The organism is Priestia iocasae (assembly GCF_016909075.1).
Lineage (GTDB): Bacteria > Bacillota > Bacilli > Bacillales > Bacillaceae_H > Priestia > Priestia iocasae.
This window is the reverse complement of the sequence record NZ_JAFBFC010000003.1, coordinates 155,371-168,742: the sequence shown is the minus strand read 5'-3', so window position 1 is coordinate 168,742 and position 13,372 is coordinate 155,371. Positions and strand designations below refer to the sequence as shown.

The following is a 13,372-nucleotide window of genomic DNA, read 5'->3' as shown; positions in this document are numbered from 1 at the left end:
TGAGAGCAGCAAATCCCTTGTGGATTGCTGCTTTTTTTTGTTGGTGTATGGAGGAATAGTGTTCTTTTTTTACTTTCTTCACAGTAGAGTTTGTTACCCTTCGCGAATCATCCCATAAAGTCTTGTCATATCCTCTTGAGCGAAAATTTTAGGCACAGGATAGAGAGGATTGGCTTCCTGTAAAGAGCGTTCAATCATAATCGGAATATCACTTTCAACAATTCCGTCCAGTTTGGCTGGAATGTTCATCGATGTGTTAAGCTGCTTGATGGCATCAATGAACGCTGTAGCCTTTTTAGCATCGCTGTCGCTTTCTTGGGTTAGGTTGACTAAGTCTGCAAGCTCGGCCAGTGGTTGATGCACAGATTTGCCGTAGTATTCTAATACGTAAGGCATAATAACTGCGTTCGCTAATCCGTGTGGAGTGGAGTAAAACCCTCCTAATGTGTGAGCAATGGAATGGATATACCCAACACCGACACGTGTAAAGGCCATTCCTGCTAGGTAAGACGCTTTTTGCATGTTGGCACGTGCTTCTATGTTTGTTCCATTCAAGTACGCTTCGTAAAGGTTGTTAAAAATAAGTACAACGGCATCTTTACTCCACGCTTTTGTTTCATGTGTATTGCTTCTACCAATGTATGCTTCAACTGCGTGCGTTAAGGCGTCCATGCCAGTTGTAGCAGTTAAAAAAGGCGGAAGGTTGACGGTTACTAATGGATCAAGCACCGCTACGCGTGGAACAAGGACGATGTCATTGATGGCATACTTTTCGTGTGTTTCACTATTTGAAATAACAGCGACAATGGTTGCTTCACTTCCTGTGCCAGATGTGGTCGGAACTGCAAACAGTGGAGGAATCTTTTTCTTCACTTTTAACTGACCTTTCATGCTTGAAAGGTGCTTTGTTGGATTTGCGATACGTGCACCAACTGCTTTTGCGCAATCAATGGGTGAGCCTCCTCCAAACGCAATGATGCCTTCACAACCATGTTCATGAAAAACAGCAACCGCTTCTTCAATGTTAGAAATAGTTGGGTTTGGAACGGTTTTGTCGTAAATCGAATAAGAAATGCCTTCAGACTGTAAATCGCTCAATAATGCATCCATTAACCCAATGGATGTAATGCCTTGGTCTGTTACAATGAGGACACGCTGAATGCTTTCCTTTTTAATGAGCAAGGGAAGCTTTATTAAGCTGTTTTCTCCCTCTAACAAAGTAGGTGTTGGACATCCTATTAAGCGAAAGGCCACCTTAAAGGCAGCTTGATACGCTCGACAATACAACTTGTACATACCATACCTCCAATCAGTTAGGTGGATGTAAGAAGAGTTCTAGATAAAATGGAGAAAGTCCTGTTTTATACCTATTCGTTGAACAGAAAAAGCATGAATACCGTGAGTGGATGGTGGAATCTAGATGTGAAATGAACTGAATAAGTGTAGCTAGTTGTTAAGTCTCTGAATTAGTTTCACAAAACCGTCATACATTCACCGTAGATGTCACCCTTTGTTTTGCTATACTAAAAATAGAAATAAGAATAAGTTCGTGCACCGTATGATAGAAGAGCTTTGTGCTTACATTGGGGAGAGTGCAAAGAAGCAAACAAGGGAGGACAGCGATGATGGGGTTTTGGATTAGTGTGGCGGTTATTTATGTAATCTCTTTTTCACTGTTTTATTTGTTTATGAAAAAAGAAAAGCGAGCGAGCGGGTTGATTGGTCGTGCAGCAGGGATGGCGTTATTGCCAACGATGTTTATGATACCGATGTTTCAACTTACGATGAGTTTGAATCATTTACTCATCATGAGTGCCGCATTTGCTTTTTATGTTCTGTTTGTGGATGACTTTATGATGATGATTGGTCGCTATTTATCTGATAATGATCGTTTAAAATACGTTTTTGCGGCTGTGTTCCGCTTCGGTTATTTATATATGCTAGGGTTTTTCCTTTCTGTTGGTACAAGCAACAATTTGAAATTCGCAATCGGTTTAACGGGATTGTATGTACTGTTAGAAATGATGTTTGCAAGATTAAAAGAGCGCCAGGCAGAAAGTCATGGATAAGAAAATAAGTGATAAAGAACGCATTGGGATGTGAGATCCAATGCGTTTTTTTATATCTCCATCATAAAAAACAATAAATATTTATTGAAAAACGATAAATATTCATTTATAATTAACAAAAAATGGAGAAAGGTGAGAGTGATGAAACAAAGAAACGTTTTGTTTTTAAAAGGGGTTGTTGTGCTCATTGGTTTAACTATTTTGATCGCTTGTGCGTTTTGGTTACCTTCATTCGCTCAAAAAGCAGCTTTGTTAAATCCAACATACGCCTATTTGCGTTATCCTGTTCTGTTAGGCTTGTACCTAACAGCCATTCCGTTTTTTCTTGCATTATATCAGGCATTGAACCTGTTAACGTATATTGAAAAAGGGGATGTATTTTCAGAGCGTCCTATTTGGGCTTTAGGGCGTATTAAACATTGTGCGTTCCTTATTATTCTTTTATATGTGATTGGAATGGTACTGCTTGGAGCGTTGCATGCTCTACATCCAGGAATCGCTCTTATCGGTATACTCATTATAGTTACAACAGCCGTTGTGACCGTCTTGAGTGCCATTCTTCAAGAGCTGTTGCGGTGTGCCGTTGAAATGAAAATAGAAAATGAGTTAACCGTTTGAGGTGAGAACATGGCCATAAGAATTAACATTGATGTGATGTTGGCAAAAAGGAAAATGAGTGTAACTGAATTAACAGAAAAAGTGGGCATTACAATGGCAAACCTATCAATCTTGAAAAATGGAAAAGCAAAAGCCGTCCGCTTTTCAACATTAGAGGCACTTTGTAAGGCGCTCGACTGTCAGCCAGGTGACCTTTTAGAGTATGAAGAACAGGAAGAGAAGTAAGCGTTCTTACATACAATTCTTACATGTCATTTGCTTAAAGGTGAGTTATAATGATGTGAATGGTACATATGGGAGGTGTTTGAATGGACTTGATGATTTTAGTTTCTTTTTTAGGGGTAGCCATCTTCCTAACCGTCATGCCTGGTCCTGATAATTTGTTTGTAATGATTCAAAGCATTTCACAAAACAAAAAAGCCGGCATTGCCACGTCACTAGGACTTTGCACAGGGTTAATTGTCCATATAACAGCTGCGACAGTTGGGATTTCAGCAATGGTGTATCAATCTGCACTCGCTTTCTCCATCGTTAAATATGTTGGAGCTGCTTATTTGTTATACTTAGCGTTTCAATCCTTCCGGGAAAAGGATTCCATCTTATTAAATGGTAAGCAAAAACCGCTAGACTATAGTGCTCTCTATAAAAAAGGGATTTTGATGAACATTTTAAATCCAAAGGTATCGATCTTCTTTTTAGCGTTGCTTCCGCAGTTTGTTGTTCCTTCCTCAATTGGGGTCTCAGTTCAAATGATGATCTTAGGAGGCATTTTCCTTGTTCAAGCACTCATTATTTTTACGCTTATTAGTGTGTTCTCAGAAAAAGTACGTGATGTGTTAAGTGGTAAGCCTGCTATTGCGAAACGAATGAACGTAATAAAAGGATCGCTACTGACCTTGATTGGTCTGCAAATTGCGTTAAGTCAAAAGTAAGAGAAAAAGTCGAGCATGCTGTGCTCGATTTTTTTATTATGTGTAAGAAAGCGATATAATAAGATAGTAAAAGGTGATTACGTATGAAGTCAAAAGGTGAAAAGGAGATACAATGACAAAGCAAACAGAAACGGGATGGAATTTTGACAATCGTTATGCGAACTTGCCAAATGTGTTTTTTTCAGAAATGAAGCTAAATCCAGTTGAATCCCCTGAAATCGTAGTAGTAAATAAGCCATTGGCTGACTCACTCGGATTACATGCTGAAAAGCTACGTGTAGAAGAGCTTGCTGGAAATGAAGTGCCAGAAGGTGGATTTGCGCTTGCTCAAGCATATGCGGGCCATCAATTTGGTCATTTTGCGATGCTAGGTGATGGCAGAGCGATGTTACTTGGTGAGCAAATTACACCAGACAATGAACGGTTTGATATTCAATTAAAAGGATCGGGACGAACGCCTTATTCTCGTGGTGGTGATGGTCGCGCAGGACTTGGTCCTATGCTGCGTGAGTATATCATAAGTGAAGCGATGCATGGGCTTGGCATTCCAACAACTCGAAGCCTTGCCGTTGTCACAACGGGTCAATCTGTTTTTCGTCAAACGGTTCAACAAGGAGCGATTTTAACGCGTGTCGCATCGAGTCATTTGCGTGTTGGTACGTTTCAATATGCAGCAAACTGGGGAGGGGTAGAGCACTTACAAACGCTTGCGGACTACACATTAGAGCGACATTTCCCAGGTGCAGAAAAAGCTGACAATCGCTATTTGTTCCTTCTTGAACAAGTCATTAAGCGTCAAGCAGATCTCATTGCCAAATGGCAGCTTGTTGGTTTTATTCATGGTGTGATGAACACGGATAATATGGCATTAAGCGGTGAAACGATTGATTATGGGCCGTGTGCGTTTATGGATACGTATGATCTTGATACGGTTTTCAGCTCGATTGATGTGCAGGGTCGCTATGCATATGGAAATCAACCACGTATGGCGGGGTGGAATCTTGCTCGCTTCGCTGAGTCGTTGTTACCGTTATTAAACGATGACCAAGAGCAGGCTGTTAAGATGGCACAAGAGGCTGTGTTAACGTTTCCAGATTTGTATCGTGAAAAATGGTTAGCGGGCATGCGTTCAAAGCTTGGTTTGTTCAAGGAAGAAGAAGGAGACAAAGAATTTGTTGAAGAGCTTCTTAGCATGATGCAAAAGCACAAAGCAGACTATACGAATACGTTTCGTGCGCTCACGTTTAATAAGCCAGAAGACACGGTATTAGACGGAAAAGAAGAGTTTGCAAATTGGTACAAAGCATGGCAAGAAAGGCTCAATCAGCAAGCACAATCAAAAGAGGACGCGCATGAGCTTATGAAGCGTGTCAATCCTGCGGTTATTCCCCGTAATCATCGCGTAGAAGAAGCACTAGAAGCAGCAGAAAACGGTGATAGAACGGTGATGGAAAAGTTACTGAATGTCCTGTCCAATCCATATGCACACACGCCAGAGCAAGAAGAATACACAACGCCGCCTGATCCTGCTTACTGCAGCAGCTATCAAACGTTTTGTGGTACTTAATTAGCTAAAATATAAATAAAAATTCTGTCACAAGAAATAGAGAGTGAGAGGAGAAAAAATATGAACAAAGAATTGAATGTAACAATTAGTTCGAATAAAGAAGAAGCCAAGTTTATACGAGAGAGCCTTATTTCATTTAATAAAAGCAAAGTACCGTATACGGAAGAAGAAAAGATAAACCTTGTTATTAAAAATGAACAAAACCAAATTGTAGGAGGCCTTTTAGGTCGCATTGATTGGAAATGTTTCTTTATCGATATTCTTTGGGTCGATGATTCCTTGCGAGGATTAGGCAAGGGCAAAGAATTAATGCAGCTTGCTGAAGAAGTTGCTTATGAAAAGGGATGTAACTTCATTCGATTAGAAACGTTTAGCTTTCAAGCCCCTGATTTCTATAAAAGCCTTGGCTATGAAGTGTTAGGGAAGTTAGAAAATTTCCCTGAAGGCTTTGATCACTATTACTTGTATAAACGTTTAAAAAATGAAAGATAATCAACATGGTCTCCTTGTTAAAGAGTGAAAGGTGAACAATCACTGAATCGGGAGTGAATGATATGAAAATCGAAACGTGTTCAATCAAAAGCAACCGAAAGTCCATTTGTGAAGATCATGTTGTAGAGGTGAGGAAAAAAGGATTGTTTGCCGTATTAGACGGGGCAACGCCAGTCTCAGATTTTGTAGATGAAAAAGGATATAATGGTGCTGTGCTAGCTTCGAGAATTGTAGGAGCGGCTATTCAATCTACTGTCGAACCAATTCATGTGAAACCGTGCTTAGTGAATGCGAACGCTCAATTACTTGAAAAGATGAAGTGTGCACAGATTCCGTTACAACAAAAGCATGAGCGTTGGAGTACGTGTGCAGCCGTTGTTCATCTAACAGACGACCGTATCCATTACGGACAAATTGGTGACTGTATGATTTTTGCAACGTTACGAAACGGAGATTTTCTCGTGCTTTCAACAGATACGGTTGAGGGGATTTCGAAAAGAGCGAAACAACATCGAGAGAGAGAACGCTTAAAGGGAGTCGCTCTACCTGACGAGTCCTACTTTAACGTGAGAAAAAACGCACTCATTTATAACCGGTCGTTAGCAAATGTGAAAAATGGCTATGGCGTGCTGAATGGAGATCCTGCGGCCGACATGTATTTTCACACAGGTTCGATTAAGCGCGAAGACTGTTGTGAGCTACTACTCATTTCCGACGGTCTTTTTCCGAAAGATAAAAAGTGGGAAGACATGTTTCAATTTATTTCAACAAATGGCCTTGAGCGATATGCGCGAGATCTGGTTAGCTATGAAGAAAAACATAGTGCTTACCAAGATGATAAAACGGGAATCTTTATTCAATTAGCGACGAATAAAAGGTGAGGTAAAACCCTCACCTTTTTTTGTATGTGATCTAATGATTAGTTTTCTAAAAGCAATGTAAAAATCCTGCTTTAAGCAAAGCTCGTAGTATAGCTATTCTTTTATTAAATTCAGATGATCTTCCATTTGCGGTGGCTCTTTAAAACAGCCGTGTTTAATCATGACGTTAACATTTATTTTTCTTACTCCTAAATTCCTTTTACTCTCTTCATCTATGAAGATTTGTATACACCGCTTGTTTATCTATAAATTTATTTATGATTCGTTACATATTTTCTAATTTGTATTATAGATTAAATCGAACTAAAATAATGTTTGTAACATAGCAAAATGAGGTAAACAAAAAATAGATGATGTTAAAACGAGGAGGAATTTAACTGTGTCAAAACATGTATTAATGGTTGTTACAACAGCAAATGAAATGAAGGAAGGTCATGCAACAGGTCTTTGGCTTTCAGAGTTTGGCGAAGCGTACATTGAATTCATAGAAGCAGGCTATGACGTAACAGTGGCTAGTCCATTAGGTGGAAAAGCACCAGTAGATGAGCGTAGCTTACAAGGGGACGTGCCTCAAGAAATGTTAGATACAGCTAAACATTTAGAGAATACAATCAAATTAGATGAAATCAAAGATGCTTCAGCATTTGATGCGGTATTCTTACCTGGTGGTCATGGAACGATGTTTGATCTTCCAGACAATGAAAAGCTTCAAGCCATCATTCGTGAAGCGTATGAAGCAGATAAAGTAGTGGCAGCTGTATGTCACGGTCCAGCTGGGTTGGTCGGTGTGAAATTATCAGATGGTACACCGCTTGTAGCTGGTAAAGTAGTGACAGCATTTACAGATGAAGAAGAGCGTGAAACAACATTAGATCAATACATGCCGTTTCTTTTAGAAACACGCTTACGTGAGCTTGGTGCAGAATTTATCGGTGTGGAGAACTGGGCAAACCATGTTCAAGTAGAAGGTAACTTAATTACGGGTCAAAACCCACAATCAACAGAAAGTGTCGCAAAAGAAGTTGTCAAACAATTATCTTAATTGCATAAAGGAGGTCTGTACACATGCAGACCTCTTATCAGCCTAGAAGAAACAAAAAGGAGAGAAGAAGAAATGGAAAACTTTCAATATCATAATCCAACAAAATTAATTTTTGGTAAAGGACAGCTTGAAGCATTACAAACAGAGATTCCGAACTACGGAAAAAATGTCCTGCTTTTATACGGAGGCGGAAGCATTAAGCGTAGCGGTTTATACGATCAAGTAATGAGACATTTAAACGAAATCGATGCGACGGTTGTAGAGTTAAGTGGTGTTGAACCAAACCCACGCTTAACAACAGTAAACAAAGGAATTGAGCTTGTAAAAGAGCATAACGTCGATCTGATTCTTGCGGTTGGCGGAGGAAGTGTGATCGACTGTGCAAAAGCAATCGCAGCAGGTGCTCACTATGACGGAGATGTATGGGACATTGTGACGAAAAAAGCTCCTGTGCAATCAGCCGTTCCAATTGGGACTGTGTTAACATTAGCGGCAACAGGTTCAGAAATGAACGGAGGATCAGTTATTACAAACTGGGAACAAAATGATAAACGTGCATTCGGTTCGATTTACACGTATCCAAAGTTCAGTATTTTAGATCCGCAATTAACGTTCTCAGTACCACGTGACCAAACGGTGTACGGAACGGTTGACATTATGTCACACGTGTTTGAGCAATACTTCCACGGCTCTGAAAATGCACCACTACAAGAGCGCATCGGGGAATCGATTTTACGTACGATGATTGAAATCGCGCCGAAGTTAATGGACGATTTAGAGAATTACGAGTACCGCGAAGTGATGATGTTAAATGGTACATTTGCGTTAAATGGTACACTGTCAATGGGTGTGAAAACCGATTGGGCAACACACATGATTGAGCATGCTGTATCAGCTGTACACGACATTCCACACGGTGGTGGACTTGCGATTTTATTCCCACACTGGATGGCATTTGTTGCCGAGCAAAAGCCGGAAAAAGTAGCACAACTAGGGGTTCGCGTATTTGACATTGACCCTGAAGGTAAGAGTGAAGCTGACATTGCAACAGAAACAATTCGTGCATTACGTGACTTCTGGAACTCAATCGGTGCACCAGTCGCACTTTCAGATTACGACATTGATGACAAAGAGCTTGAACTAATGGCAGAGCGCGCAATGGTCGCTGAAACATTAGGTAACTACGTGAAGCTGACAAAAGAAGATGTAACAGATATTTTACGTCGTTCGCTATAACGAAAAAACTCCTCATGGAAATGGGGAGTTTTTTGTGTAGAGGAAAAAAAGGATAGGTGACTTTCTTGTATGGGTGGCAGAAGTCGCTGAAGCATTGATTAAAATTAGCGAAGTAGAGGATTTTGTGAAAAAGGAGGAGAGGTGGAGTTAAAATGACAAAAAGCCAAATTTCCCGAAAGAAATTTGGCTTTTGAATTATAAGTTAAAAATCGTTCCAACAAGTGAGTAAATAATCACGGTTGAAAAGATGATTGTCATGTGAATGAGCGAAAAGATGAACATGGATTTTGCCCATTTTTCAGAGTCTCGTTTTTTATATCCGCTTATACTTAACGCAAGCCATGCAATGTTTAAAATAAGTGCAACTAGTACAAGTCCTAAGCTTAACGTAATGAATAAGAAACTACTTGCGATCAAAATAACTAAATACACATTCGTTTGAATGTACGTACGATTGAACCCTTTTACAACAGGAAGCATCGGTACGTTGGCTGCTTTGTATTCGTCGTGCTTACGAATGGCAATCGCGTAAAAATGCGGCATTTGCCAAATAACCATAATCATAAACAGACCGAGAATAGCAGGGTGCGTAATATCTGGATAAATGGCTGCCCAACCGATAAGAGGAGGCATCGCGCCAGATAGACTTCCAATCTCTGTGTTGTAAATGGTTCTTCGCTTACTCCACATTGTATACGGTACAACGTACAAGAATAATCCTAAAAACCCGAGAAGTGCTGCTAATGGCGTAGTTAAGCCAAGAATGCCAATCCCGATAATCGACATGATCACCGCAAGCCATAAGACAGTTTTTACGCTAATTTCACCTGTGACGGTTGGTCGTTCTTTCGTTCGTTCCATAATCCTATCAATATCTCGATCGTATAAGTTATTAAATGCCCCAGCTGCTCCGATCACAAGCGCTGATCCAATAAACGCAAACAGTATTTCAGGAATGCTTTCCATTAAACTCATATCATACGTATAGATAGCCAGTGTGAGTCCTGCAAACATTGGAATTAAATTTGATTTAATAATACCAGTTTTAACTGTTTGTGCGATAATTTGGGGCAATGTTTTCGTTGGTGATACGAGGTTGTTAGCTTTTGACATATTCCCCTCTTCTTTCTACTAAAGTTACTAGATTCTATAAATTTATACGTTCTATTCTCTTTTTAAATAAAGAGGCTACTAACGTATCTTAAATTTGTATGGTAGGATTGTCAAGGATAGGAGAAAGAAGATTAAGGCTGAATAAAGAAAGTCATAAAAAGTTCATAAATAGAGGGGGATATTCATATGAACATAAAGGATTGTCTGTACGGTGAACATGTAATTGACGGTGTACTAGAGGAGCTTCTATTAAGTGCCCCTGTGCAACGTTTAAAAGGCGTGTATCAAGGTGGGGCGACCTACATCGTGAACGAAAAGTGGAATGTGACGCGCTATGAGCACTCGGTTGGTGTGATGCTACTTATTCGAAGACTCGGCGGTTCGATTGAAGAGCAAATGGCGGGGTTACTTCACGATGTCTCTCATACCGCGTTTTCTCATGTGATTGATTTTGCGCTTGATAATAAAAATGAAGACTATCATGAACATATTTATGAACAAGTCATTAAGCAGTCAACGATTCCGGCTATCTTACAAAAGTATGGCTATGACGCTGCTAGCATCTTAGGTGACGACTCACAGTGGACACTGCTTGAACAGTCAGCACCTGAGTTATGTGCAGACCGCGTTGATTATACGCTGCGTGATATGTATCGCTATGGAGTCATCACAAAAGAAGCGGTTACTTATTTTTTAGAAAACTTACTCGTAGTGAATGGCCGAATGTATCCACGTCATATCGAAGCGGCGGAATGGTTTGTGGAGACCTATTATAAAGAAGTGATTGATTACTTTTTACATCCTCTTGTCGTTTATGGCTATGACGCACTTTCAAAAGCGTTAAAAATAGCACTCAATGAAGGAGTCATTGAATTTGATGACTTACTGCGTGAAGATGAGGACGTGTTAGCGATGCTGCGTCAATCAGATAATGAACAGCTTCGAAAGACGATGAAGCTACTGCACCGCCATGCTTGTGTGGAAGAAAATCACGATACATATGATATTCATTTAAAAGGAAAAGTACGCCTCATTGATCCGTCCGTACCACAAGGAGGAGAGCTTGTGCAGGCATCTAAGCTGTCACAGCGCGTGCAACAGTTAGGAAAACGTGCGTATGAACAATCAAAACAAGGAACCTATGTGAGAATCATTTAATGTATTGGTTGAAGAACATCTACATGTGTGCACATCAAACAAAGAACTAGATGAGTTTTTAGTTGGTTTAAACAAGCATGCAAATTATAAATTATCGATTGTTATTTCTAGCAACGAGACATAAGTGCATTCTCGATGAAAATGGTTGGTCAACATACGCTTATCGAAGTGATAAAGCACTTTGGGCAGCTTCTTATACTCTCCAAAACGGATGGGGATGTAATTTATCCAGAGTGATTTCTATCATTTTCTGATGAATAAGTCGAAGAGCTAGAGATTTTGTGAAATGAAAGCAAAGACATAGCTTCTCTAACATTTAAAAGTGAAATGTTGATATTGGTGTTGCAGAAGGACTAGCTAATAACAAAAGAGCTGATTCAATAAGACACCTTGTTGAATCAGCTCTTCACTATGTATACGCGATATCGGATAAATCGTTTTTTTCACTCCGAGGTGGGACATAAAAGAAACATGACGACAACAAACAAAAGTCCAATCTCAACCATAGCTGAAATGGGCCGCCTCCAAAGTCACTGAATGGAGAAGAACTTATAGAGAATTCTCAATGTTTCACTCCTTTCCAATTTATTCTATCCTATTAAATAAATCTGACACCTCTTATGTAAGAAGTGTCAACGGGTTTAATATTCTATTATTCTCCTCTATGAATCGGCAATTTTTTTTACAACTAAACTAGGATTGAAATATTCATGCCCTGAAGTTGAGCCGCCTGTTACTTCAACTGTAATTTGGTTTGTTGCGTTTAAAGGGAATAAAATGGTTTTTGAACCAGGAGTAACGCTTCTAGATACATTAATGTATTGAAAAAGAATAGCTGAAATGGTTTGAGGCGTACCATTAATCACAATAGAATAAACAATGTTGTCATTAGTAGATGAGCGACTATTAAGTGAATAGGTGATTTCATATATTCCATCACTAAGAATTGTAATGCTATTACTCACTGGATTGGCGATCATTCCAGAAGTAGGTCCAGCGATGGTAAAGTTAACAGGGGTAGTCGAAGCAGGAGTAAAACGTTCTTCTCCATAAAGTGATCCATACACAGGAGTTGGAGTATTGTTAGACGAACAACAAGGATTAAGCTGTGCCATCTTTTGTGTCACATCCTTTTAAGATAGTTGAAAGGTTATGCCTTCTAGTATCTATTATATGTAAAAAATGGTAGATTGGTTGGATGCTTGTCTACTAGAGAAAAGTATTTACTCTAGTAAAAATAGAAAACCTCCTATATGCTAGCTTGTTTATAGAAGGCTTGTGAAAGGAGTATCTATTTAATACTTGTAGTTTAGTGAGAATGAGACTTTGATGCTTGCTGTTCCCGTTCCTCCAACACCATTTAAGACGATAAGTTCAAGGTTATTTAGAGTGACAGAACGGCATTCACCTGGGCCGACAACAATGTTGGCGGATGCACCATTGACAAACAGAGAAGCGCTTGGTGTACCCGGTGATCCATTGTTTTCAATCATAACTGTACCATTAACAACAAAGCTTGTTTCGTTTTCCCATATTGTAGTACTTTCCCCTGTCGTTAAATTCATGGTGCAACAAACTGCATCATTAACGCAGCAAGTAGAGTCATAGCATTTCCCTAGATTAGCCAATTTATTGACCTCCTATGATCATTCCTTTTATTTCTCGATACTATTATATGTAAAGAAGAAGAAGGTGTTTGGACGCTTGTCTTATTGAAAGAAAGTGTGCAGAACAAACGATATAACCCTTTCTATTCAATAAAAAGGGTTAGTAAGGACGTAATTGAATGGGTGGTTCTTAAAAGAGGAAGATAAAGAAGAGCAACGATTAAAACTTATAGTTTAGCGAGAACGAGACTTTTACGTTAGCAGTTCCCGGGCCATCCGCCCCTACAATGCCTATAGAATTTAAGTCGTTTAAAGTAATGGAGCGACAATCTCCTGGTGCAACGATAAAACCAGTTACTGGTGCTTCATTTACAATAAGGCCTGCGCTTGGTGAGCCAGGAGAACCATTGTTTTCGACCATAATGGTTCCGTTAATAAGAAACGTAGTGACATTCGTCCAAATGATTTCTCTTGAACGCTCTGTTATATCAATGGTACAACAAACGGCATCGTTGACACAGCAAGAAGTGTCACAGCACCTACCTAAATTAGCCACTTGTATAAACCCCCTGTAGTATTCGTTATTTTTTCATTATATGTCGATTATTGGAGGGCGTATAGGTGTATGCCTGATGCTAGGAGAAATAGGCTATAAAA

General features: G+C 39.6%; 15 protein-coding genes. 10 read left to right on the top strand and 5 right to left on the bottom strand.

The features are described 5' to 3' along the window. Positions 1 to 93: 93 nt before the first annotated feature. The gene (locus JOC83_RS08960; RefSeq protein ID WP_205186387.1) at positions 94 to 1,296 is read right to left on the bottom strand and encodes an iron-containing alcohol dehydrogenase; all 1,203 of its coding nucleotides are present in this window, start codon (positions 1,294 to 1,296) and stop codon (positions 94 to 96) included. Between the two features lie 326 nt (positions 1,297 to 1,622). On the opposite strand from JOC83_RS08960, the gene JOC83_RS08955 reads away from it, so the two are divergent. From JOC83_RS08955 to JOC83_RS08915, 9 genes are all read left to right on the top strand, one after another. Further along, a complete protein-coding gene (locus tag JOC83_RS08955; RefSeq protein ID WP_205186385.1) occupies positions 1,623 to 2,069 on the top strand; it encodes a hypothetical protein in 447 nt (148 codons plus the stop codon). A gap of 141 nt (positions 2,070 to 2,210) precedes the next feature. Further along, entirely contained in the window at positions 2,211 to 2,687 is a 477-nt protein-coding gene (locus JOC83_RS08950) for a DUF2975 domain-containing protein (protein ID WP_205186383.1), read from the top strand. Positions 2,688 to 2,696: 9 nt separating this feature from the next. Further along, entirely contained in the window at positions 2,697 to 2,912 is a 216-nt protein-coding gene (locus JOC83_RS08945; RefSeq protein ID WP_205186381.1) for a helix-turn-helix domain-containing protein, read from the top strand. Between the two features lie 83 nt (positions 2,913 to 2,995). Beyond that, entirely contained in the window at positions 2,996 to 3,619 is a 624-nt protein-coding gene (locus JOC83_RS08940) for a LysE family translocator (RefSeq protein WP_205186379.1), read from the top strand. Positions 3,620 to 3,731: 112 nt separating this feature from the next. After that, positions 3,732 to 5,186, top strand: a complete 1,455-nt coding sequence (locus JOC83_RS08935; protein ID WP_205186378.1) for a protein adenylyltransferase SelO — start codon at positions 3,732 to 3,734, stop codon at positions 5,184 to 5,186. A gap of 60 nt (positions 5,187 to 5,246) precedes the next feature. Then, complete coding sequence (locus tag JOC83_RS08930; protein ID WP_205186377.1) at positions 5,247 to 5,678, top strand: GNAT family N-acetyltransferase; 432 nt, start codon at positions 5,247 to 5,249, stop codon at positions 5,676 to 5,678. Positions 5,679 to 5,740: 62 nt separating this feature from the next. Then, positions 5,741 to 6,559, top strand: a complete 819-nt coding sequence (locus JOC83_RS08925) for a protein phosphatase 2C domain-containing protein (protein ID WP_205186376.1) — start codon at positions 5,741 to 5,743, stop codon at positions 6,557 to 6,559. 379 nt (positions 6,560 to 6,938) lie between these two features. Further along, a complete protein-coding gene (locus tag JOC83_RS08920; protein ID WP_205186374.1) occupies positions 6,939 to 7,601 on the top strand; it encodes a DJ-1/PfpI family protein in 663 nt (220 codons plus the stop codon). A 72-nt stretch (positions 7,602 to 7,673) separates the two neighbouring features. Continuing rightward, on the top strand, positions 7,674 to 8,837 hold the full coding sequence (locus JOC83_RS08915) for an iron-containing alcohol dehydrogenase (protein WP_205186372.1): 1,164 nt from the start codon (positions 7,674 to 7,676) through the stop codon (positions 8,835 to 8,837). Positions 8,838 to 9,032: 195 nt separating this feature from the next. Here the strand turns inward: JOC83_RS08915 and cyoE are convergent, their stop codons facing one another. Beyond that, entirely contained in the window at positions 9,033 to 9,950 is a 918-nt protein-coding gene (gene cyoE / locus JOC83_RS08910) for a heme o synthase (protein ID WP_205186370.1), read from the bottom strand. 186 nt (positions 9,951 to 10,136) lie between these two features. On the opposite strand from cyoE, the gene JOC83_RS08905 reads away from it, so the two are divergent. After that, entirely contained in the window at positions 10,137 to 11,108 is a 972-nt protein-coding gene (locus JOC83_RS08905; protein ID WP_205186368.1) for an HD domain-containing protein, read from the top strand. A gap of 662 nt (positions 11,109 to 11,770) precedes the next feature. Here JOC83_RS08905 and JOC83_RS08900 read toward each other — a convergent pair. The 3 genes from JOC83_RS08900 to JOC83_RS08890 all read right to left on the bottom strand — a co-directional run bounded on the left by JOC83_RS08900 (position 11,771) and on the right by JOC83_RS08890 (position 13,271). Continuing rightward, positions 11,771 to 12,223 carry a hypothetical protein gene (locus JOC83_RS08900; protein ID WP_205186367.1) on the bottom strand — a complete coding sequence of 151 codons (453 nt, stop codon included), beginning with the start codon at positions 12,221 to 12,223 and terminating at the stop codon, positions 11,771 to 11,773. A 180-nt stretch (positions 12,224 to 12,403) separates the two neighbouring features. Further along, positions 12,404 to 12,736: a DUF3992 domain-containing protein gene (locus JOC83_RS08895; protein ID WP_205186366.1), complete on the bottom strand. Its 333-nt coding sequence runs from the start codon at positions 12,734 to 12,736 to the stop codon at positions 12,404 to 12,406. A 199-nt stretch (positions 12,737 to 12,935) separates the two neighbouring features. Then, a complete protein-coding gene (locus JOC83_RS08890) occupies positions 12,936 to 13,271 on the bottom strand; it encodes an S-Ena type endospore appendage (RefSeq protein ID WP_205186365.1) in 336 nt (111 codons plus the stop codon). Positions 13,272 to 13,372 lie beyond the last annotated feature (101 nt).